A 21510-nucleotide genomic window follows, 5' to 3' on the forward strand; every position below is an offset into this window, starting at 1 on the left:
TTTTCCGCGCCCAGGAGGGTACGCGTACGACATGGACTGGCTGAAGAAACTCCCCGTCGTCGGCCCACTCGTCTCCCGGCTGATGACGACGCACATCTGGCACTCGTACGAGACGCTGGACCGCGTCCACTGGGCCAGGCTCGCCGCCGCCATCACCTTCATCAGCTTCCTGGCGCTCTTCCCCCTGATCACGGTGGGAGCCGCGATCGGGGCGGCGCTGCTCTCCACCCGGCAGCTGGACAAGATCGAGGGCAAGATCGCCGAGCAGGTGCCCGGCATCTCCGATCAGCTCGACATCGACAACCTGGTCGCGCACGCGGGCACGGTCGGGGTGGTCGCGGGCGCCCTGCTGCTCTTCACCGGTATCGGCTGGGTCGGCTCGATGCGGGACTGTCTGCGCGCCGTGTGGGAGGCCGACGACGCGGACCAGGGCAACCCCGTCGTCCGCAAGCTCAAGGACGCCGGGGTGCTGCTCGGCCTCGGCGGGGCGGCGCTGGCCACCCTCGCCGCGTCCACGGCGGGCTCGGTCGCGGTCGGCTGGACCGCCGATCTGCTGGGCATCCCGGAGAGCGGCGCGGGCGGTGTGCTGCTCCAGATCGCGGCCCTGGCGGTCGCGGTCGTCGCCGACTTCCTGCTGCTGCTCTATCTGCTGACGCTGCTGCCGGGCATGGAACCGCCCAGGCACCGGCTGTTCGTGGCCGCGCTGCTCGGCGCGATCGGCTTCGAAATGCTCAAGCTGCTGCTCGGCAGCTATATGAAGGGCGTCGCGTCGAAGAGCATGTACGGGGCGTTCGGGGTGCCGGTCGCCCTGCTGCTGTGGATCAACTTCACCGCGAAGCTGCTGCTGTTCTGCGCGGCCTGGACGGCGACCCGCAGCAAGAAGGAGATGCCGGCCGACGACAGTGCCGCCCGCTCCCCCGACGGGAGCGCGGAGGGTACGGAGAGGGCGGACGGCACCGGGCGCGCGGGAGGCGCGACGGCCGCCGACGTGATCAGCCGCGGGGACGGCGGCGGACCAGGTCGGGGAGCGGCCAGCGCCGGTTGACCAGATACACCCCGGCGGCCAGCACCACCAGCAGCCCGGCGACGATCGACAGCGCGACCCCGGCCCCACCGGCTCCCGCCCCGGTCGCCGAGGCGTGGGTCGCGTTCGGGCCGTGACCGCTCCTGCCCTTGGCGTCACCCGCCCCGGCGTCGCCGAGCCGCGCGGACCTCGGCGGCACCAGCTCGCCGACCGGGGTCACCTTGCCGGTCGCGGCGAAGCCCCAGTCGAGCAGCCGCGCCGCCTCCTTGTACACCGCCTGGCTCTCGTCCGACGACGGGTTCATGACGGTGACCAGCAGCACCTTGCCGTTGCGCTCGGCGACCCCGGTGAAGGTGGAGCCCGCTTGCGACGTGTTGCCGTTCTTGACGCCCGCGATGCCCTTGTACGGGGTGACGCCGTCAGCGCCGGTGATCAGCCGGTTGGTGTTCTGGATGCCGAAGCTCTCGCGCTTGCCCCCCTTGCCCACCTTGCCGGGGAACTGGGCGGACGCCGTCGAGCAATACTCCCGGAAGTCCGCCTTCTGGAGCCCGCTGCGGGCGAACAGCGTCAGGTCGTACGCGCTGGAGACCTGCGCCGGGGCGTCGTAACCGTCCGGTGACACCACGGTCGTGTCGAGCGCCTGGAGCTCCACGGCGTGCGCCTGCATCGCCTTCACCGTCGCCGGGACCCCGCCGAACATCGCGGACAGCACATGCACCGCGTCGTTCCCGGAGACCAGGAAGACCCCCAGCCACAGGTCGTGCACGGTGTACGTGAGGTCTTCCTTGACGCCGACCAGGCTGCTGCCGGCACCGAGGCCCGCCAGATCCGCGTCGGCGACCTTGTACGTCCTGGTCTTCGGCTGGAGCCGGGGCAGCAGCGTGTCCGCGAAGAGCATCTTCAGGGTGGAGGCCGGGGGAAGCCGCCAGTGCGCGTTGTGCGAGGCGAGCACCTGGCCGTCCTCGGCGTCCGCGACGATCCACGACCGGCCGCTCAGATCCTTGGGGAGCACCGGAGCCCCGGCGCCCAGCCGGACCTGCGTGCCGCTCCTGCCGAGCAGGGCCCCGCCCACCGTCGACATCACCGCCGGTGGCTTCTCCGTATCACCGGGCGTCGTGTCCTTGTCGGCCGCCGACACGGGACCGACGGCGGAAACGGACAACACAGCGGCGGAGAGGACCGTCAGTACGGTCTTTTTCAGAGCAGGCACGGTCGGAAACGTACAGGGCGAAGATGTGGACGCGGCCGAGCGGGGACTGACCCGCCGTGCGTGCCGCCGGGACAGCCCACCCCGCAGGACCGGGCCGGAGGACGACGGAGATACTGAGTTCATGAAGCTCAGCCGCCCCGTCTCCTGGTTCCTGCTCGCCTTCGGGGTGTGGAGCTGGTTCATCTGGATCACTTTCGCCAAGAATCTCTGGAAGGACGGCAGCGGGCTCGCCTTCGACGACGCGGGCGACCCGACAGCGTACTTCTGGGTGCACCTGCTGCTCGCCATCACGTCCTTTCTTCTGGGGACGGTGGTCGGAGTCATCGGGTTGCGTGGCGTACGCGCTTCGCGTGCCGAACGGGCCTGAACCCCTCGGCACGGCGGGACCGGCGGCACGAACGGCCCGACCGCTGCGGCGGGACGGCGGATGAACGGGCGGGGGAGCGCAAGTGGTCGTGGTCTTCGTGGTGGTGGCGGTCGCGGTCCTCGCGCTGCTCGTCGCCGTGCACCGCTATCTGTGGGTCAGGTTCGTCCGTGACACCACGGAGAGGGGTGGCGCCGCGCGCCGGGCGGGTACCGTCGCCGCGTACGTCCTGCCGCTGCTCAGCGTCGGTGCGCTGGTCTCCGGCCGTGCCGGGTTCCCCTTCCCGCTCCAACAGGCGCTGGCCTGGCCGGGGTTCCTGTGGCTGGCGGCGCTGCTGTACCTGACGCTCGCGCTGCTGGTGGGCGAGGTGGTACGGCCGCTCCTGAGCCGGTTCCTGGACCGTCGCGCCGGGCGGCCCGGCGCGCATCCGGCCCCGGCCCCCGCCGTCCCGTCCCCCGTACCCGTACCTCCCGCCGACGAGCCGTCCGCACCGTCCGCCGACGAGCCGTCCGCACCGTCCGCCGACGGGCCGTCCGCGGCACCCGCTGACGGGCCGCCCGTACGGTCCGCCGCGTCACCCACCCCCGGTCCTCCCGCGCCGACCGTTTCCGCGACCTCGCGCCGGGTCTTCGTCGCGCGGTCGGTCGGTGGCGCCGCCGCCCTCGCCGGGCTCGGCACCGTCGGATACGGCACCTACGGAGTCCTGCGCGGTCCACGCGTCAAGCGCGTCACCGTCCCGCTCGCCAAACTGCCCCGCGCCGCCCACGGTTTCCGGATCGCCGTCGTGAGCGACATCCACCTCGGCCCCATCCTCGGCCGCGCCCACACCCGGCGCGTCGTCGACACGATCAACTCCACCGGCCCCGATCTGATCGCCGTCGTCGGTGACCTCGTCGACGGCAGCGTCGACGACCTCGGCCCCGCCGCCGAGCCGCTGGCAGGGCTCCGGGCCCGCCACGGGCAGTTCTTCGTCACCGGAAACCACGAGTACTTCTCCGGCGCCGCCCAGTGGATCGACCGGGTACGTGAGTTGGGGCTGCACCCGCTGGAGAACGCCCGGGTCGAGCTGCCCGGCTTCGACCTCGCCGGGGTCAACGACATCGGCGGCGAGAGCGAGGGCCACGGCCCCGACTTCGGACGCGCGCTCGGCGACCGGGACCGCTCACGGACGGCCGTCCTCCTCGCCCACCAGCCCGTACTCATCCACGACGCCGTCGCGCACGGCGTCGACCTCCAGCTCTCCGGCCACACCCACGGCGGACAGCTCTGGCCCGGGAACCTCATCGCCGAACTCGCCAATCCCACCGTCGCCGGGCTCGAACGCTACGGCGACACCCAGCTCTACGTCTCGCGCGGAGCCGGCGCCTGGGGACCGCCCGTGCGGGTCGGCGCGCCCTCCGACATCACCGTCGTGGAACTGGCCTCGCGCCGGGCATGACAGGTGCGGGAACCGGCCTTCGGGCCCCGGCCCGTCGGCCAGGTCGGCTCAAGACGATCTTGACTGCCCCCGTGGGCTGAGGTATTGGACCTGCCAAGGTTGCAAGTACCGAACAAAAGCCTGTGAGAGGAAGATTTCCTCTTCCCGATGCGAAAATCGTGTGATTGGGTGAGCGCGAACATGCGGTGATGTGCACATCTGAGCACATTGACCGAGGTGGGGCTGGTAAAGGGAGAGCACGGCAATGCGGTCGATCCGGCTACGGATTCTCGCGATTCTCGCGGTTTTGATCATCGCAGGCGTCGGCGCCTGGCAACTGCTCCCATCGAGCGAGGCGAAGACCGATCCGATCGTCGTCGGCACGACGGACCAGGTGACGTCCCTCGATCCCGCGGGTGCGTACGACGCCGGTTCCTGGGCGATCTACAGCAACCTCTACCAGTCCCTGCTGACGTTCAAGGCCGGGGCGTCCGTCCCCGAACTCGACGCGGCGGAGAGCTGCGGGTTCATCGGGCAGAAGCTCCAGACGTACCGCTGCAAGCTCCGTGACGACCTCACGTTCTCCAACGGCCGGAAGATCACCGCCGAGGACGTGAAGTACTCCTTCGAGCGGATGCTCAAGATCAAGACGGACGTCGGCCCGTGGGTCCTCTTCCCGAACCTCAAGAACATCGTGTCCGAGGGACGCACCATCACCTTCAACCTCAGCGCACGCGACGCCACGTTCCCGCAGAAACTCGGCACCGGCGCGGGCTCCATCGTCGACCGCGAGCACTACCCGGCCGACAAACTGCGCACCGGGGGCTCCGTCGACGGCTCGGGGCCGTACGTCCTCAAGTCGTACGACCGGGGCGTCCGCGCGGAGTTGGTGCCCAACCCCAAGTACAAGGGCGCGCTCAAGAAGACCGGAGTACCGGTCGACGTCCGCTACTACAAGGAGTCGGACGCCCTCCAGACCGCGTGGAAGGCCGGGCAGGTCGACATCGCGCACCGCCAACTGCCGCCCGCCGAACTCGCCGCGCTGAACCCCGGCGACCCCGGCCTCCGTGTCACCGAGGCCGACAGTGCCGAGATCCGCAACCTCGTCCTCAACGTCCGCCCCGGAAGGCCGCTGGCCGACAAGAAGGTCCGTCAGGCCATCGCCTCGCTCGTCGACCGCGCACCGCTGGTCGGTGAGGTTTTCAAGGGCACCGTCGAACCGCTCTACTCGCTGATTCCCCAGGGCTACATCGGGCACAGCACGCCGTTCTTCGACGCCTACCCCGCACCCGACGTGAAGCGGGCGAAGAAGCTGATGGCGGAGGCCGGCGTCGAGACGCCCGTGCACATCACCTTCGGCTACCGCGGCGACGGGGCGTTCACCAAGGAGACCGCCGAGCTGCGCCGGCAGTTGGAGGCGGACGGGCTGTTCAAGGTGTCGGTCAAGGCCGTCGAGTGGACGGCCTTCCAGAAGCAGTACGCGGCCGGCGCGTTCGACATGTACACCGTCGGCTGGGTCCCCGACTACCCGGACCCCGACACCTTCAGCCAGCCCCTCGTCGGCACCGACAACAGCTACCACAACGGCTACAGCAGCAAGCAGATGGACGAGCTGATCGACGCCACCCTCAGGTACAGCGAACGCGGCCGTACCGCGGGGGACTTCAAGAAGCTCCAGGAACTCGTCAGCCAGGACGTGCCGATCATCCCGTTGTGGCAGAAGAAGGACTACGTCGTCAGCAGGAACGACATCACCGGCTCGCAGTACCTCTCCAACGGCACCGGCATCTGGCGGCTGTGGGAGCTCAACCGGATCTGACGGCGACCCGGGGCCCGTCCTCGACGGGCCCCGGCGCTGCCCCAGGTCCTGCCGCACCGGCGGCGGGGAACGGGCGGGCAGCCACGCCCCCATCGGCTCAGACGCTCAGCGAACGCGCCATGTTGAGCTGTCCCATGACCCACGGGAAGGTCTCGGGGCCCGTCGCCGGGATCATCGTCGAGTGGTGCCTGCCACCGCTCGACACCGAGATCTGGATGAAGCCGGTCGTCTTCTTCTCCTTCATCAGCAGGAAGAGCAGACCGACCAGACAGAGCAGCGCGAACACGATCGCGAGGACGATCGCCACCGGAGGGATGCGCTCCTCGGTGCGCGACATGTCCGTGGCCGTCCACACCGCGCCCTTCAGCGGCAGCGTGCCGGACGGGGTCACGATCGAATCGTTCATCACGGTGATGTCGCCGAGCGACAGCATCGGCATGCCTCCGGCGCCGGGCGGCAGGGCCGGCATCCCCTGCTGCGGGAAGCCGTGACCGGCCTGCGTCGGGGGCGACTGCGCGGGATAGCCGTAGCCCGGCCCCGGCTGCGCCGCGGAGTCCGGCAGCGGCTGCGGATAGCCGTAGGCCGGGGCCCCGGGGCCCGCGACACCGTACCCCTGCCCGTCCGGCATGGTCGGAGGACCGGCCGGCGGCTGCGGCCCCCACTTGTACGACGAGTCGTCCGCGTACGGATTCGGGTCGCTCAACATTCCCCCGCTTTCCTTGAGGCCCGTGCGCCCCGTGCGGTGCTGCGTCGGGGGCGGTGAGCAGGTCCCCGTACCCCGGGCGACCGCTCCCGACGACCGTACCGTCCGCCGTGGCCCCGCGCAGCAACAGGCCCCGCCTCCCACGGTGTCCGACACCGGGGAGGCGGGGCCTGTCGCTGTGACGCGTGCGGTCAGAAGCGCCGCGTGATCAGCGCGCGCTTGACCTCCTGGATCGCCTTGGTGACCTCGATGCCACGCGGGCAGGCGTCCGTGCAGTTGAACGTCGTGCGGCAACGCCACACACCGTCACGGTCGTTGAGGATCTCCAGACGCTGCTCGCCGCCCTCGTCGCGCGAGTCGAAGATGAAGCGGTGCGCGTTGACGATGGCCGCCGGGCCGAAGTACTGCCCGTCGTTCCAGAACACCGGGCAGGACGACGTGCACGCGGCGCACAGGATGCACTTGGTGGTGTCGTCGAAGCGCTCGCGGTCCTCGGCGGACTGCAGACGCTCGCGCGTCGGCTCGTTGCCCTTGGTGATGAGGAACGGCATGACATCGCGGTACGCCTGGAAGAACGGGTCCATGTCGACCACGAGGTCCTTGAGGACCGTCAGGCCCTTTATGGCCTCGATCAGGATCGGCTTCTCGGGGTTGATGTCCTTGATCAGCGTCTTGCAGGCGAGCCTGTTCTTGCCGTTGATCCGCATCGCGTCCGAGCCGCAGATGCCGTGTGCGCAGGAGCGCCGGAAGGTCAGCGAACCGTCGACATCCCACTTGATCTTGTGAAGGGCGTCGAGGACACGCTCCTTCGGGTCGATCTCGATCTGGAAGTCCTGCCACATGGCCTCGTCGGAGACCTCGGGGTTGAAGCGGCGAATCCGGAACGTGGCCGTGATGAACGGGGAGTCGGCGAAGCCGGCCTCCGCCGTGTCGGCCTTGTCCAGTGTCGGGGTAGCCATCAGTACTTACGCTCCATCGGCTGGTAGCGGGTCTGGACGACCGGCTTGTAGTCGAGCCGGATCGACTCGGTGCCGTCCTCCGCGACCTCGCGGTACGCCATGGTGTGGCGCATGAAGTTGACGTCGTCGCGGGTCGGGTAGTCCTCGCGGTAGTGACCGCCGCGCGACTCCTTGCGGGCCAGGGCCGACGTGGCCATGACCTCGGCCAGGTCGAGCAGGTTGCCCAGCTCGACGGCCTCCAGGAGGTCCGTGTTGAACCGCTTGCCCTTGTCCTGGATGGACACGTTCAGGTAGCGGGCCCGCAGCTCGGCGATCTTGTCGACGGCCGTCTTGATCGTCTGCTCGGTGCGGAACACCATCACATTGGCGTCCATGCACTCCTGGAGCTCCAGACGGATCGTCGCGACCCGCTCGTCGCCCGTGGAGTTGCGCAGCCGCTCGACCTGGTCGACGACGAGCTGTGCCGGGTTCTCGGGGAGCTCGACGAAGTCGTTCTCCGCGGAGTACTCGGCGGCGGCGATGCCCGACCGGCGTCCGAAGACGTTGATGTCGAGCAGCGAGTTGGTGCCCAGGCGGTTCGCGCCGTGCACGGACACGCAGGCGACCTCGCCGGCGGCGTACAGACCGGGCACGACCGTGGTGTTGTCGGCCAGCACCTCGCCCTGGACGTTCGTCGGGATGCCGCCCATGGCGTAGTGCGCGGTCGGCTGGATCGGGATCGGGTCCGTGTACGGCTCGATGCCGAGGTACGTACGGGCGAACTCGGTGATGTCCGGGAGCTTCGCGTCCAGCTGCTCCGGCGGCAGGTGGGTGAGGTCCAGGTAGACGTGGTCGCCGGCCGGACCGCAGCCCCGGCCCTCGCGGATCTCCGTGTAGATGGAGCGCGAGACGACGTCACGCGAGGCGAGGTCCTTCATGACGGGCGCGTACTTCTCCATGAAGCGCTCGCCGTCCTTGTTGCGGAGGATGCCGCCCTCACCACGGGCGCCCTCCGTCAGCAGGATGCCCATGCGCCAGATGCCCGTCGGGTGGAACTGGAAGAACTCCATGTCCTCCAGCGGCAGCCCGCGACGGTACGCGGCGGCCTGGCCGTCACCGGTCAGGGTGTGCGCGTTCGACGTCACCTTGAAGAACTTGCCGGTGCCGCCGGAGGCGAAGATGACCGCCTTCGCCTGGAAGACGTGGATCTCGCCGGTCGCCAGCTCGTAGGCGACGACGCCCGCCGACTTCCTGACACCGTCCACCTCCTGGAGCAGCAGGTCCAGGACGTAGAACTCGTTGAAGAACTCCACGCCCTCCTTGACGCAGTTCTGGTACAGCGTCTGGAGGATCATGTGGCCGGTGCGGTCCGACGCGTAGCAGGACCTGCGGACCGGTGCCTCACCGTGGTTGCGGCTGTGACCGCCGAAGCGGCGCTGGTCGATCCGGCCCTCGGGCGTGCGGTTGAACGGCAGGCCCATCTTCTCCAGGTCGAGGACGGAGTCGATGGCCTCCTTCGCCAGGATCTCGGCGGCGTCCTGGTCGACCAGGTAGTCGCCGCCCTTGATCGTGTCGAAGGTGTGCCACTCCCAGTTGTCCTCCTCCACGTTGGCGAGCGCGGCGGCCATGCCGCCCTGCGCCGCGCCCGTGTGGGAGCGGGTCGGGTAGAGCTTCGTGAGCACGGCGGTGCGGCTGCGCTTGGTCGACTCGATGGCCGCGCGCATACCGGCGCCGCCCGCACCGACGATGACGGTGTCGTACTTGTGGATCTGCATGAGTGAATTACCTCTGGTCCTTCTGGCCCCGGCGTCTAGCGGATGTTCGGGTCGAAGGTGAAGATCACCAGCGTGCCCAGCAGGACGGTGAACACCGTGGCGGTGTACAGCAGCATCTTCAGCCAGAAGCGGGTGTTGTCCCGCTCGGCGTAGTCGTTGATGACCGTACGGAGGCCGTTGGCGCCGTGCAGCATGGCCAGCCACAGCATCGCCAGGTCCCACATCTGCCAGAACGGCGAGGCCCAGCGGCCCGCGACGAACGCGAAGCCGATCTTGGACACCCCGCCGTCCAGCACCAGCTGGAGCAGCAGGTGGCCGAGGACCAGGACGACCAGCACGATGCCCGACAGGCGCATGAAGAGCCAGGCGTACATCTCGAAGTTGGTGCGCGAGCCCTTGGGCGTCTTGCTGGTCCGCTTGCGCGGGGGCTCGATCACCGGGGCGGGGTTGTCGGCGTCGTAGAGGTTCACGGCCTCGACGTCCCCGATCGCGGAAGAGGTCTCACTGGACATTGGCCTCAGCTCCCGAAGACTTCGCGTACGGCGTGGCCGAGGACCGGGTAGAGAGCCCCGACCATCAGCACGACCCAGATGCCCACGACGGTCCAGAGCATCTGCTTCTGGAAGCGCGGGCCCTTGGCCCAGAAGTCCACGGCGACGATGCGGAGACCGTTGAGCGCGTGGAAGAGAATGGCGGCCACCAGGCCGTATTCGAGGAGCGCGACGATCGGCGTCTTGTACGTGGCCACGACGTCGTCGTAGGCCTCGGGAGAAACGCGGACGAGAGCGGTGTCCAGGACGTGTACGAACAGGAAGAAGAAAATGAGGACACCGGTGACTCGATGAGCCACCCAGGACCACATGCCTTCCCGGCCGCGGTACAGCGTTCCAGCCGGCACGGAAGAACCCTCCGGGAGCGGGGATTGGGGTCGGCCGGCTTGACTGTCGGTCTGACCCGGCCGGGTACGGTCCACCGGCCCTGGCCATCGTAGCGACGACTTGTCGGTTCGTACGCGCGGGGTCCGTCGGTGTGATCAAAGCGGCAGTCAAACAGGCACGGACGGGCTATACCGGGCCGTCCGCCCGGCCCGGCCCCGTCACCAGCTCGATGATGCGTCCCCGGGCGAGTCGCCGCATCTCGTCGGCCGTGACGACCCGCTCCTCGTCCGGCTCGTGCGCCAGCCGGGCGCGGATGTCCGCCAGCACCTGGTCCGGGTGTTCGGCGGGCCGGAAGGCGTCGAGACAGATCACGAAGACATGGCCGAAGCGGCGTTCGTACGCGGCGTGCGCGGCGCGAAGTGCCAGGTGGGCGGCGTGCGGGGCGGAGTGGTGCAGACCCGGCGAGGTCTCCCTGGCCAGCGCCTCGGTGAGGTCCGTGGGGGCCAGGTCGTAGCCCGCCTCGTCGGCCGCGGCGAGCAGGGCGTGGAGATCGGGGTACGGGCGGTGGGCGGCGAGTCTGCGGGCCCACCGGTGGCTGCCGAAGCAGTCGAGCAGGGCGGCCTCGGCCTCGGCGGGCGGCGCGGTGTTGAAACGGGTGAGACCGGGATCACCGCGGTGCGGTCCGGCCGGGACCTGGGCCTGCTCGGCCCTCCGGGCCGGTATGGCCGCCCGGCCGGCCGGGCGCCACGATCGCTCCGGGAGGCCGGCGTGGGACTCGCTGGACCTGGACAGCGTGGGCTCCTCGAATCAGCGGCGGTCTGGGGGTCGGTCGCAGTCTGCGCATCGGCGGCAGTCTGTGAGAGTGGGACGGAAGAGAGACGACGGAGGGCGGAGGGGCGAATGAGCCGCAACGCTAGCGAGACAGGGCGACGAACGTCCGACAGCTGCACGATTTTCCACCCGTAAGGGGGAGTTTCGGAACGCCTGCTGGACGGTTCACCAGGGAAGACCACCCGGCTCCGCACTTGGTTGCCCGCGGGCAGACTGGTTGTTCGTCACTCGTTCGCCGTAGTCATGCATGTGCAGTGACACGTGCGATGAATGGAGAGGTTCCTGACCGATGCCGCCCACTCGTGGTGCTCTGCTGGCCGGTGCGGCCGTCACGGCGGTCGCCGCCGTCACGGTCGCCGTCGTCGTGTGGCCGGACGGCTCCGGCGGCGACCGCCCGGGGGACGCGGCCCGCAGCCCGTCCTCCTCGTCCTCGGCCGCCCCCTCGCCCACCCGCAGCCACCCGCTCTCCACCACGCCGCGCACCATCCCCGCCGTACGCGGACACAGCCCCGCCCGCGGCCCCGGCTGGCGGCCCGAGCGCACCAGCGCGGTCGTCGTCGCGGGCGGCAGCGAGGAGCTGGCCGACGAGGCCCGGCTGCTGGCCACGGAGCTGAAGATCCGGTACCGGGGCGTGGACGTCCCGGCCGGAGCGGGCGACATCGAACTGGCCCTCTCCGCGGCGGACGAGGGCACCCCGGAGTCGTACACCCTGGACACCCACGACCGGCGGGTCACCATCAGCGGACCCGACCAGGCCGGAGTCTTCTACGGGACCCGCACCCTGAAGCAGTCGGTGCTCGCCGACGGCGTCATGCCCGAGGGCGTGGTGAGCGACCGTCCCGACCGGCCGCAGCGCGGATTCAACCTCGACATCGCCCGCAAGCCCTACAGCGCCAAGTGGATCGAGGCCCGGCTGCGTGAGATGGCCGATCTCAAGCTCAACCAGTTCGGCCTGCACTTCTCCGACGACCAGGCGTTCCGTATCCAGTCCGACACCCATCCGGAGGTGGTCGCGCCCGACCACCTCAGCAAGGCGGAGGTCCGCCGGATCGTCGCGCTCGCCGAGAGCCTGCACATCGAGGTCGTCCCGGAGATCGACTCGCCCGGCCACCTCGGCGCCGTCCTCAAGGCCCACCCCGGCCTCCAGCTGCGCAACGTCCGCGGTGTGCCGTCGGCCGGGTCCCTCGACATCTCGAAACCGGCGGCGGCGAAGCTCGTCGACGAACTGCTCGGCGAGTACGCGGAGCTGTTCGGGGGCGCGTACTGGCATCTGGGCGCCGACGAATACCTCGCGCTGACGGTGCCGAACCCGTCGGCCTCGTACCCGCAGCTGCTCTCCGCCGCCCACCGGGAGTACGGCCGCGACGCCTCGATCAAGGACCTGGCGACCGGCTGGCTCAACGACCGCGCGGCGGTGGTCCGGTCGCACGGCAAGAAGCCGAAGGCGTGGAACGACGGCTTCTTCCGGGGCGGCACCGTCAAGGCCGACCAGGACATCGAGGTCGAGTACTGGACGGGCAAGGAGTACGGCGCCCGGACGCCGCAGGAGTACCTGGCCGAGGGCCGCAAGGTGGTGAACCTCAACGACGAATTCCTCTACTACGTGCTCGGCGAGCCCAACACCTTCCGCTACCCGACCGGGAAGCGGATCTACGAACAGTGGACGCCGCTCGTCCTGCGCGGCACCAAGCCCGTACCGGCTCGCTACTCGGGTCAGATCCTGGGCGGCCGGTTCGCGGTCTGGGGCGACCTGCCGAAGGCGCAGACCGCCCAGCAGGTCGCGGACGGCATCCGGATGCCGCTGCGGGCGGTGGCCCAGAAGCTGTGGGACCCGGGAAGGCCCGCGCTGACCTGGGAGCAGTTCAAGGCACTGGCCGACAGGACCGACCGGGCCGGCTGACCGCCGCGAACGACGTGGACACGGCGGAGCGATGGAGGTTATGTTCCCCGTTCGGTCCGCCGCGCGGGCCTTGGGCTCCGGGGCCATGAGGGTCCGATCCGGGGCTCCGGGAAGGGGAGCGCGGCACCTCGATCCCGTGCACCGTCCCTGGGGGGCTCCATCATGCTGTGCGCCACTTGCCGTACGAGACCCGCGGCCACGCCGGACGGGCGGTGCGGCGGCTGCGCCGCGTCGACGCCCGGACAGTGGGCCGCGCCGCCGGGCGCGTCCTTGTCTGCCGCGCCCCTGCCGCCGGTGCCTCCGCCGCACGCGCAGTCCCATCCGCAGCCCTACCCGCAGTCCTTCGGGTACGCGCCGACGGGCCCGGCCGGGGCGGTGCTCAGTTCGCCGGTCGGTATCGGGAAGGCCGTCGTCGCCCTGCTCGGGGCCGTCATCGTGGCGGACCTGCTGTCGGTGGCCGCCGGGTTCAACATCCGCCAGGTGCTGAACGACGTGCTGGACCACGGCTACACCACCGGCGACGAGTCCCGGGCGGCCCGCGCCGACGACTTCTACGCCGCGACCGGTGTGTTCCAGCTCCTCGCGCTGTTCGCCACCGCCGTCCTCTTCCTCATCTGGTTCCGCCGGACGCGGCTGAACGCGGAGGTCTTCGACCCGAGCGTCCAGCCGATGCGTCCCGGCTGGGCGGTCGGCGGCTGGTTCGTCCCGGTCGCCGGTCTCTGGCTGCCGCGCAGGATCGCGGGCGGAATCTGGACGGTCAGCGACCGCGCGAACGTCGACGGCAGCGGGCGCGCGGCCTCCACGGCGCCGATGAACCTCTGGTGGGGAGCCTGGATCTGCGCGCTGCTCTTCTCCCAGTACGCGTCCAGGCGGTACGACAGGGCGGAGGGCGCGGATGAACTCGTCCGGGCCGCGGGACAGCTCATGATCTCCGACGCCCTCGACATCGTGGCCGCCGTGCTCGCCATCGTGTTCGTACGCAAACTGACGCGGATGCAGACGGAGCGGGCCGCGCTGGGGCCGCTGCCGCACGCGGAGTTCCCGCCGCGGTAGGGGCTGTCCGGTGCTCCCCGGCGGGGCGTGGCTACGGCTACGGCACCGGCACCTCGTAGTGTCGCCGGAACGCCCGCCTGCACCTCGTGTACCTCGTGCACCTCGTGTACCTCGTGCACCTCGTGCACCTCGTGCACCTCGTACATCCGTCATGCGGATGTGTCTCCGCCCCGCGATGTCTCGTGTCTGACGCCCCGTGCGCTGCTCCGCCCAGAAGTACGCAGCAGACCTGGTGACGATTTTCGGCCACATGGCGCAGTATGCGGTAACGACACGTGCCGCACCCGGGGGAGACGTCGATGAGCCTGCTGGAACTGATCGCCCGCGCCGACGAGCGTGCGCTGGCCGCGAGCGGGGTGGCCTGCCTCGACCGCTGTCTGCCCCTGCCCGACGAGGACGGCGACCCGGAGCCGCTGCGACCGCTCTGGGCGGGCAGCGGGACCGGCCTCCGGTGGGCCGAGCGGCTTGCCGCCGTCCGGGAGGCGCTGGATCACGAGGAGGCGGGGGAGCGCGAACCGGCCATCGACGGTACGGCCGTCCGGATACGGAAGGCGCTCGCCGACGCGCCTTCGACGTGGACGGCCGGGCCGCTGAGGGAGTGGGCCGACGCCTGCTCACTGCTGGCCCTGGAGATCCACCTGGAGCTCGACACACCGGTCCGGGCGACCGGCCCCGACGGCGGTGCTGTCTCCGACGGCCCCGATGACGCGGCGGGTTCCGGCGTGGGTGAGGCGGGGACGGCGCTGCTGGAGCGCTGCCGCGCGGGCGCCACGGACGGCAGTGGGCCGCTCCTGGCCGGCGAGCTGCTGCGGCAGATCCAGATCCTTGAGGCGCTGACCGCGACCTCGGGCACGGCGGCGGGTGGTGGCGGGCTGCGGCAGGTGCTCGATCTGTCGACGGAGGGCCGACGGGTGCTGCGCGCGGTGATGTCGCGCCGGGCGCGCGGCCGTGGCTGAGAGCCTTGCCGGGGCGCACCGGAGACGCTGCCGGGCGTTCGTCTCCTGGCGGGCGAGTACGGCACCGGGGTCGGTCCGCCCACGGTCGCTGTCCCGGCCCTCGCCGTCGGTGAGGTGATCCGGCAGGCTGCGGGCTCCCGCGGCACGGGGCCTGGGTGGTGGGGCCCACATGCGGCCGGAGACGAGCGTCTCGGGGGAGGGGGCCTCGTGGACGCACCCGGCGCGTCGTCGCCCAGGGACCGGCAGGTCGGAGGCCGCTCGTACGCGCGGCGCCCGACGGACTCGTGAGCGGGTCTCACCATCGGCCGCGGCCGCCCCCGCACCCGCTTCCTCGGCACGACCACCGCCGGAGACCGAGCCGGGGAGGGGTGCCTCCTGAGCTGCTTTCGCGGCTGGTACCGGGGGCGTCAGCAGAACGCAAGCGGGACACAAGCGGGACGGCAGTGGTACGTCAGGGCCGGGGCCGAAACTGGGTACCGCACCGGCCACTTCGTTCCACGGGGGAATCACGACCATGCGCATCCGGCACAGGGCCCGCGGCACTGCCCTGGCCGACTCGCCGTAGTCCCCTCGTACCCGACGGCCCGAGTGCCGCCCGTGCCGGCTCCGGCCTCCGACGGCGCTGCCGCCGTGCGCTCCCGGGTCAGGGGGACAGGAGCGGACGGCGGGGCCGTGCGCGCGTGTCGTACCCGTGCGATCCGTGGGGAGCCGGCCACCTTCATCGCTCTCGGACAGGAATCCCATGCCCCGATCCACCTCTCATGATGTCCGTGTCGGACCACGGCGGCGGTTTCGCCCACTGGCCCGTCTGACGATGGTCTGCGTCGCCATGAGCGCGGCGCTGCTCGCGCCCGGTTCTGCCGGGGCGGCCGGGACGGACAACGACGACGCCTACCGGAGCCTCGGGAAGGCGTCCCATCCGGACTGGATGAAGGACCTCGCGAACGACACCTCGCTGGCGGCGCTGTCCCTGCCCGGCACCCACGACACGCTCGCCCTCCACGGGGGCGCCGCCGTGCAGACGCAGGAGAACTCCGGCGACAGCGCGAAGACCCTGACGGCGCAACTGGAGCGGGGAATCCGCGCCATCGACATCCGGGTCCGCGTCACCGAGAACAAGTACTTCACGGTCCACCACGGAGCGATCTACCAGGAGGCCAACTTCGACGACGTCCTCAGCAAGGCACAGGCATTCCTCGGTCAGCACAAGGGCGAAACGATCGTCATGCGCCTGAAGGCCGAGTGCCCCATCAAGGGCGCCGGCATCGTCGACTGCGAGAACGATCCGAAGACGGTGGACCAGGCGAAGATCGAATCGATCTTCGGCGAGTACGTGAAGAAGTATCCCAACCTCTTCTACGAGGCTTCGGTGAAGAAGGGCAGCCAAGCGGCGGTTCCCCGTCTCTCGCAGATCCGCGGCAAGCTCGTGCTGGGCAGCTTCGACAGTGTCGGCAACGCGTACGGGATCAGCAGCTTCAACAGCAACCAGGAGGACCACTGGGCGGCGCCCACCGTCCAGAAGAAGTGGGGCTACGTCAAGGAGAACGTCGATCGGGCGGTCAGCGGCAACAAGGGCGAGCTGTATGTGACGTACACGTCCGCGTCCAAGGGCCTCGAACGGCTTCCGTTCGAGTACGCAGCCGGATACCGACAGGTCCAGGGCGGTGTCACCACCGACATCCTCGGCGTCAACTACCAGTTGATGAGGTACCTCAACCAGGGCGGCGCCAACGGCGGCCGCGTCGGCATCGTCATGATGGACTTCCCCGGCTGGGCCCCGGTCCAGAACATCATCGACCGCAACCACGACAGCATCGTCAAGGGCGGCCACCAGGGGATCTGGCTGGTGAACGCCGACAAGACGTACGTCAACACCAAGTACAACCGGTGCATGGTGCGGGGGCCCGAGTTCGACAGCTCCAAGACCGGCGGCCTGGTCACCCAGCGCCAGTGCCAGGCGACGGCGCCCAGCAGCCACCAGTGGGGGGCCGAGCGCCCCTCGTCCTATGACGGCAAGGGCTACTACTGGATCAAGGCGAGCAACGGCAAGTGCCTGACGGTCCCCTACAACGAAGGCACCCCGCCGAAGGCCGGGACCCAGTTGTACTGGTGGGGGTGTGAGACCCGGTGGTTCTCGGGCAACCAGCTGTGGAACGTCATCCCGACCAAGGTCGAAGCCGGGGGCAAGTCCCAGTCGGGCTACGTGTTCATCAACAACTGGACGGGCCTGTGCCTGACGGTGGACCCGGCCACCGCCTCCACCGCAGGCGGCAAGGTGACCCAGGACGTCTGCCCGAAGTGACGTTCACACGTGCGGGAGAGAGGGCCGGTGCGAGACAGCACTCCCCGCCCTCCCGCCCGCACGGCCCAGGCCCTGACGTGGCCCTGCGGCCCCCTCCACCGAGGGATCATCACAACGCCCTCTGACGGAGCGGCGGCCCCGGATTCGCCGCAAGAGCTGATCCGGCGGCCGTTGCCCCGGGAAGACGGCAGTCCGCCTGTACGGCAGTCCGCCTGTACGGCAGTCGGCCTGTACGGCAGTCCGCCTGTACGGCTCGGCATCGCCGACCCGTACAGGCCGCTGCTCGATCGCGGAAGAGCTGTTACGGCCGTAGGCCAGGACCGGGCGCGTCCTGTCGGCCGATCGTGCTCTGGCGCTGTCATCGGCTCGGGCAATCGTGCTTGGCACTGTCGTCAAATCACCTTGCCACGGTGACGTTTACACCAGACATGATGTGCTGATGGGACATCTCTCCGTCGACGTGCGTGCTTCGCTTCGGCTCTTCGCCTTCTACTTGGCGAACGGCACCATCGACGTCGATCTGCTCGACGGATTTGACTACCGGCCCGCCCCCTTCCAGTTCGGTTCACCGCTGGAGCAGGCTTTCGCAGCTGCTGCGACCCCACCTATGAGGTCGAGCCGCCGTTACGGACGCCACCGAGGGGAGGCGAAGTCGGCGTGAACGACGAGGCACGGCTACGTACCCGGCACACCTTCGACCATCTCTCGGCAGGCGGCCGAGAGCCCACCGAGATCGATCGTTCGCTGATGGAGGCGTTCGAGCGGCTGATGCACGGGCTGCCCGAGGTCACCGACGGCAAGATCACGATCGTCAATCTGTGCACCGAGGCTGGAGTCTCCCGCGCCTCCTACTACCGCTCGCCGGTGGCGGAGGCGGTGAAGGAGATTCTGGAAGCGCCGCGGACCCGCCGCTCGGAACCGGAGGAACTGCGGGCGGAGGTATCCCGGCTGAAGAAGGCGGAGCGTGAGCTTCGCAGCGAGCATGCCGCCGAGGTCCGCGAGCTGAAGGACACCGTGGCCACCTACGCCAACCAGATCCAGGTTCTGGCCTTGCGCAACGCCGAGCTGGAAACCCCAAACGCCCCCCTCCTCGAACGGCTGCGGCAGTCCGGGGAAAACGTCGCGGTCCGGTCGGCCCCAAGCCTTCCTTCGCCCTGACCGGACACGTCACCTGCCAGTTCGCGCGGCCTTCAGCGGTGTGACTAATGTATCGCCCACCGGGCATATGCCTCCTGCCACGGGGAACACGACCCTCCCCGGAACGGGGTGCATGAACCTTTGTCCTGGCAGAGCACACGGTCTGGCCGAGTGGGTATGCGAGCAATCTGGTGATGCGCGAGCTGGACGAGACGGCCGGCGGCGGCCCGATTGGGGCCCGCCTGGCCGCCTGGCGCCGGCACCGGGATTTGACCCGGGACGACCTTGCCTTCCGCACCGGCCTGGCGCTCGATTACCTCGCCGGGCTGGAGACGGGCCGGGAGTGGGTGGACCGCCGCGGTCGGCTGGCTGCGCTGGCCGCCGCCTTGCGGCTGGATGTCGCGGACCTGACCGGGCAGCCCTACCCACCGCGCGGCCAGGAGCACGCGGCGGTGCGGGCGGTCGCCTTCCACCTGCGGCGCAGCCTGGTCCGCCGACAACCGGATACGGCCCCCGGCATGCTGCTGGGGGAGCTGGAGGAGCGGACCCGGGCTGCCGCACAGGCCGACTCCGCAGGCGACGAGCACCATCTCGCGCTCGCGCTGCCGGAATTGATCGAGGCGGCTGACCACGCGCTGGCCGCCGCTGCGGGACCCGGCCGGGAAGAGGCGGTGCGGCTGCGCGTGGACGCGCATGTGCTGGCCGCAGGGCTGCTTCGGCGCCTGGGTTACAAGGACCTGGCGTGGATGCTGCTGCACCGGGCACGTCCCGGCACGCGCGAGCCGCTGCCGGTGCTGGTCGAGGAGGTGCGCCTGCTGATCGACTTCGGCCTGCCGGAGTACGCGCTGGCTCGCGCCGAACGCGCCGGCGCCGACTTGGAGCTGCCGACACTGGCCGCCGTCGCCCAGGCCATGGCCGGACGCCGCTCGGAGGCCGAACGCCTCCTTGCCACGGCCGCCGAACGGGCCGCTGACGCACGGGAGGCGGCCCTGGTGATCGCAGCCCGCGCTGCCGTCGCTGCCGAAGTAGGCGACGCGGCCGGGGCCGCCGACCACGTGCGCGCGGCGGATCATGCCGCGCTCGACGGCGCCCACCGCTCCAGTCTGCTGGTGGTCGCCGCGGCCGCCGAGGCCCGCCAGGACCGCGCCGACCAGGCCGCCGTCCGACTCGTCGAGGCCGACGCGGCGGCACCGCTGCGGCTGCGGCTGGACCCCTTCGCCCGGGACCTGGTCGCCGCGCTCACCGACCGCACCACCGTTCACACCGCGGCGGTACGGGACCTGGCCGAGCGGGCCGGACTGCGGACCGGTGAGGAACACCGTCGAGTTCCTCACCGACCGGCAGCTGCCGGCCCACGCAGCGCGGGACCTGCGGGGCTTGGCCCACCGCATCGGCTTGCCTCTCTGACCAGCGGCGCCTCCCTGATCCCGCTGAGCGCATAAGTCCGTACGCGGCCGAGACTGTCGGTACGTGACTTCTACGCGGACGCCATGCGCGGTTGAGCACGTTGGTCTGTACGCAACTCCCGCGCCAGAGCCGGCGCGACCGACCCTCATTCGGGCTCGGGGATCGCGGGTTCACCGTCGTGAACACCTCTGCCCGCTGGGTCCCTTACCTTCGGTCACGGTCCGGGCGGCTGCCGCTCGGAGGAAGGGTGAGTCCCGCGATGTCCTGAACTGTGATGCGCCACGACTTCCAGGTGATCTCCGAGGCCGAGTACGTCCCACTGGCGCGCCATGAGACGGCCAAGGTCCTTGCTGACTGGGACATGTCCGAGGAGGTCGTAAGCACCGCCTGTCTGATCATCAGCGAGCTGGTGACGAACGTGGTGCAACACGCGGCTGTGCCTTCGCGCACCGCCGCGGTCAGCCTCGCTGTCGACGAGCAGCCCGCGCTGGTGCCGGCCGTCGCGGATGCCCACCCGCTCAAGCCGAAGCCACTGCCCGCCGCCCACGACCTCGGTGGCCGCGGCCTGTCCCTGGTCGACGCCCTGTTGAGGGAAGGCCACGGAAGAGCCGAGGTCCTCCCGGAGACCGCCACGGGCGGCAAGCGAATCTCCATCCGTCTTCCCTTGGCTCCCGTTGCGGCCTGATCCGTCTTCGGCGTCCGGACGACAGCAACAGCGCCCGAACGACAACTCCGAGAGCCCCAAGAGAGAAGGACTTCCGCGTGTTCATCGACATCCCGCGCCAACTCGAAGCCGCTCTGATCGACCGTTCTCTCCCGCCCTGGGAAATGGACGGTTCGTTCCTGGCGAAGTCCACCATGGAGGAGTACCGGGCCGAGCTGACGGCCACCCCGTGGTTCGAGGAGACCGCCGCTACGCTGCGCCACGCGCTGACCCGGGAGGGCGACGGATACGCCGTGCTACGCCTGGGGAACCTCGCCAAGGCTCTGGGGAGCGGCGACCGGTTCCGGCGGCTGGCGGCGGCCTTCGCGGCCGAGGTGGCCGCCCCTTTCTCGCCCTTTCCGCGGTGGCCCCTGTGGAAGGACATCGGGGTCAAGGTCGACAAAGATCCCGGCAAGTCCAGCGGCATCGGGTACAATGCGTTCCACATGGACCTGGTGAACGCGACCCGGCCCCCGGAGTACACCACACTCCTGTGCGTCCGCCCCGACCCGCTCGGCGGCGGCCCCAGCATCCTCTCCGACGCCCACGCGGCGGCGTCGCGGCTGTCGGAGAACAGCCGCGCCCTCCTGGCCGAGACGGCCTACAACTACGGGACCTTCTTCGACCTGTACGGCGTGGGCGAGGAGTACAAGCCGTTCCCGATCCTTGACGGCTCCGACCCGGGCGAGGGGTTCGTCCGGTTCACCGCCAAAATGCTGGAGCGGTCTCCGCTCGACCGCCCGCACGCCGAGGCCGCCCGGGAGCTTGCCGAGGAGCTCGTCCGGGGGCAGGTCTCCTTCATGCTTCAGCCCGGGGACTACCTCATCGTGAACCAGCGCCGCTTCCTGCACGGACGGGCGGCGCTCCACAGCGGTCAGGAGACTGCCCCTGACGCCGACAGGCGGCTGCTCCTCCAGTTGTTCCTGCGCGACGCTCAGGCCGACGACGGCCTGGCCGCGTAGCCAGGAGACGGCACCGGTGACCCGCCGAGTCCGGCCCTCCGGTTCAACTCCCGAGTACGCGGCGCGGCCACGGGGGCGGGGCCCGGCCGGGCGCCTGCGAAAACGTTCGCGCACCGGGCCCCCCGGGCCCG

The 21510-nt window shown here is 70.2% G+C and carries 20 protein-coding genes; 13 read left to right on the forward strand and 7 right to left on the reverse strand.

Annotated features, from left to right (window positions below; translation table 11 throughout):
* Positions 1–31 precede the first annotated feature (31 nt).
* Complete coding sequence (locus PZB75_RS20330; RefSeq protein WP_275536719.1) at positions 32–1045, forward strand: YihY/virulence factor BrkB family protein; 1014 nt, start codon at positions 32–34, stop codon at positions 1043–1045.
* Here the strand turns inward: PZB75_RS20330 and PZB75_RS20335 are convergent.
* Entirely contained in the window at positions 993–2234 is a 1242-nt protein-coding gene (locus tag PZB75_RS20335) for a D-alanyl-D-alanine carboxypeptidase (protein WP_343286248.1), read from the reverse strand. The two genes, PZB75_RS20330 and PZB75_RS20335, sit on opposite strands and share 53 nt — an antisense overlap.
* A 121-nt stretch (positions 2235–2355) precedes the next feature.
* Between PZB75_RS20335 and PZB75_RS20340 the strand changes: the two genes are divergently transcribed.
* The 3 genes from PZB75_RS20340 (at position 2356) to PZB75_RS20350 (ending at position 5834) form a co-directional block, all read left to right on the forward strand.
* Positions 2356–2601: a hypothetical protein gene (locus tag PZB75_RS20340; RefSeq protein ID WP_275536721.1), complete on the forward strand. Its 246-nt coding sequence runs from the start codon at positions 2356–2358 to the stop codon at positions 2599–2601.
* An 88-nt stretch (positions 2602–2689) separates the two neighbouring features.
* The gene (locus PZB75_RS20345) at positions 2690–4036 is read left to right on the forward strand and encodes a metallophosphoesterase (RefSeq protein ID WP_275538785.1); all 1347 of its coding nucleotides are present in this window, start codon (positions 2690–2692) and stop codon (positions 4034–4036) included.
* A gap of 244 nt (positions 4037–4280) precedes the next feature.
* A complete protein-coding gene (locus tag PZB75_RS20350) occupies positions 4281–5834 on the forward strand; it encodes an ABC transporter substrate-binding protein (RefSeq protein ID WP_275536722.1) in 1554 nt (517 codons plus the stop codon).
* A gap of 97 nt (positions 5835–5931) precedes the next feature.
* On the opposite strand, the gene PZB75_RS20355 is transcribed toward PZB75_RS20350, so the two are convergent.
* The 6 genes from PZB75_RS20355 to PZB75_RS20380 all read right to left on the reverse strand — a co-directional run bounded on the left by PZB75_RS20355 (position 5932) and on the right by PZB75_RS20380 (position 10851).
* A complete protein-coding gene (locus PZB75_RS20355; RefSeq protein ID WP_275538786.1) occupies positions 5932–6537 on the reverse strand; it encodes a hypothetical protein in 606 nt (201 codons plus the stop codon).
* A gap of 191 nt (positions 6538–6728) precedes the next feature.
* Complete coding sequence (locus PZB75_RS20360) at positions 6729–7496, reverse strand: succinate dehydrogenase iron-sulfur subunit (protein ID WP_275536723.1); 768 nt, start codon at positions 7494–7496, stop codon at positions 6729–6731.
* Positions 7496–9250, reverse strand: coding sequence for a succinate dehydrogenase flavoprotein subunit (sdhA, locus tag PZB75_RS20365; protein WP_275536724.1), 1755 nt, complete (start codon positions 9248–9250; stop codon positions 7496–7498). The genes PZB75_RS20360 and sdhA overlap by 1 nt, the downstream gene beginning before the upstream one ends.
* Positions 9251–9285: 35 nt before the next feature.
* On the reverse strand, positions 9286–9762 hold the full coding sequence (locus tag PZB75_RS20370) for a succinate dehydrogenase hydrophobic membrane anchor subunit (RefSeq protein ID WP_275536725.1): 477 nt from the start codon (positions 9760–9762) through the stop codon (positions 9286–9288).
* 5 nt (positions 9763–9767) lie between these two features.
* Positions 9768–10148: a succinate dehydrogenase, cytochrome b556 subunit gene (sdhC, locus tag PZB75_RS20375; RefSeq protein ID WP_275536726.1), complete on the reverse strand. Its 381-nt coding sequence runs from the start codon at positions 10146–10148 to the stop codon at positions 9768–9770.
* A gap of 166 nt (positions 10149–10314) precedes the next feature.
* Positions 10315–10851: a 2-oxo-4-hydroxy-4-carboxy-5-ureidoimidazoline decarboxylase gene (locus PZB75_RS20380; RefSeq protein ID WP_275538787.1), complete on the reverse strand. Its 537-nt coding sequence runs from the start codon at positions 10849–10851 to the stop codon at positions 10315–10317.
* Between the two features lie 397 nt (positions 10852–11248).
* Here PZB75_RS20380 and PZB75_RS20385 point away from each other — a divergent pair, with 397 nt between their 5' ends.
* From PZB75_RS20385 to PZB75_RS20425, 9 genes are all read left to right on the forward strand, one after another.
* Positions 11249–12859 carry a glycoside hydrolase family 20 protein gene (locus PZB75_RS20385; RefSeq protein ID WP_275536727.1) on the forward strand — a complete coding sequence of 537 codons (1611 nt, stop codon included), beginning with the start codon at positions 11249–11251 and terminating at the stop codon, positions 12857–12859.
* A gap of 294 nt (positions 12860–13153) precedes the next feature.
* Positions 13154–13912 (forward strand): DUF4328 domain-containing protein, encoded by a 759-nt coding sequence (locus PZB75_RS20390; RefSeq protein WP_275536728.1) that lies wholly within the window; start codon positions 13154–13156, stop codon positions 13910–13912.
* A 299-nt stretch (positions 13913–14211) separates the two neighbouring features.
* Positions 14212–14868 (forward strand): hypothetical protein, encoded by a 657-nt coding sequence (locus tag PZB75_RS20395; protein WP_275536729.1) that lies wholly within the window; start codon positions 14212–14214, stop codon positions 14866–14868.
* A gap of 829 nt (positions 14869–15697) precedes the next feature.
* Positions 15698–17170, forward strand: coding sequence for a phosphatidylinositol-specific phospholipase C domain-containing protein (locus PZB75_RS20400; protein WP_275536730.1), 1473 nt, complete (start codon positions 15698–15700; stop codon positions 17168–17170).
* Between the two features lie 439 nt (positions 17171–17609).
* A complete protein-coding gene (locus PZB75_RS20405; RefSeq protein ID WP_275536731.1) occupies positions 17610–17831 on the forward strand; it encodes a hypothetical protein in 222 nt (73 codons plus the stop codon).
* Positions 17828–18328: a hypothetical protein gene (locus PZB75_RS20410; protein WP_275536732.1), complete on the forward strand. Its 501-nt coding sequence runs from the start codon at positions 17828–17830 to the stop codon at positions 18326–18328. The genes PZB75_RS20405 and PZB75_RS20410 overlap by 4 nt, the downstream gene beginning before the upstream one ends.
* A gap of 173 nt (positions 18329–18501) precedes the next feature.
* Complete coding sequence (locus PZB75_RS20415) at positions 18502–19749, forward strand: helix-turn-helix domain-containing protein (RefSeq protein WP_275536733.1); 1248 nt, start codon at positions 18502–18504, stop codon at positions 19747–19749.
* Positions 19750–19988: 239 nt separating this feature from the next.
* On the forward strand, positions 19989–20399 hold the full coding sequence (locus PZB75_RS20420; RefSeq protein ID WP_275536734.1) for an ATP-binding protein: 411 nt from the start codon (positions 19989–19991) through the stop codon (positions 20397–20399).
* A 77-nt stretch (positions 20400–20476) separates the two neighbouring features.
* Complete coding sequence (locus PZB75_RS20425) at positions 20477–21379, forward strand: TauD/TfdA family dioxygenase (protein ID WP_275536735.1); 903 nt, start codon at positions 20477–20479, stop codon at positions 21377–21379.
* The last annotated feature ends 131 nt before the right edge of the window (positions 21380–21510 follow it).

It is taken from the genome of Streptomyces sp. AM 4-1-1 (genome assembly GCF_029167625.1).
Lineage (GTDB): Bacteria > Actinomycetota > Actinomycetes > Streptomycetales > Streptomycetaceae > Streptomyces.

Excerpts from the sequence above, each read along its gene's own strand:
- sdhA (WP_275536724.1), bottom strand. The coding sequence starts at position 9,250 with ATGCAGATCCACAAGTACGACACCGTCATCGTCGGTGCGGGCGGCGCC.
- PZB75_RS20385 (WP_275536727.1), top strand. The coding sequence starts at position 11,249 with ATGCCGCCCACTCGTGGTGCTCTGCTGGCCGGTGCGGCCGTCACGGCG.
- PZB75_RS20420 (WP_275536734.1), top strand. The coding sequence starts at position 19,989 with ATGCGCCACGACTTCCAGGTGATCTCCGAGGCCGAGTACGTCCCACTG.
- PZB75_RS20350 (WP_275536722.1), top strand. The coding sequence starts at position 4,281 with ATGCGGTCGATCCGGCTACGGATTCTCGCGATTCTCGCGGTTTTGATC.
- PZB75_RS20395 (WP_275536729.1), top strand. The coding sequence starts at position 14,212 with ATGAGCCTGCTGGAACTGATCGCCCGCGCCGACGAGCGTGCGCTGGCC.
- PZB75_RS20415 (WP_275536733.1), top strand. The coding sequence starts at position 18,502 with ATGCGCGAGCTGGACGAGACGGCCGGCGGCGGCCCGATTGGGGCCCGC.
- PZB75_RS20400 (WP_275536730.1), top strand. The coding sequence starts at position 15,698 with ATGAGCGCGGCGCTGCTCGCGCCCGGTTCTGCCGGGGCGGCCGGGACG.
- PZB75_RS20330 (WP_275536719.1), top strand. The coding sequence starts at position 32 with ATGGACTGGCTGAAGAAACTCCCCGTCGTCGGCCCACTCGTCTCCCGG.
- PZB75_RS20370 (WP_275536725.1), bottom strand. The coding sequence starts at position 9,762 with ATGTCCAGTGAGACCTCTTCCGCGATCGGGGACGTCGAGGCCGTGAAC.
- PZB75_RS20405 (WP_275536731.1), top strand. The coding sequence starts at position 17,610 with ATGGGACATCTCTCCGTCGACGTGCGTGCTTCGCTTCGGCTCTTCGCC.
- PZB75_RS20340 (WP_275536721.1), top strand. The coding sequence starts at position 2,356 with ATGAAGCTCAGCCGCCCCGTCTCCTGGTTCCTGCTCGCCTTCGGGGTG.
- PZB75_RS20360 (WP_275536723.1), bottom strand. The coding sequence starts at position 7,496 with ATGGCTACCCCGACACTGGACAAGGCCGACACGGCGGAGGCCGGCTTC.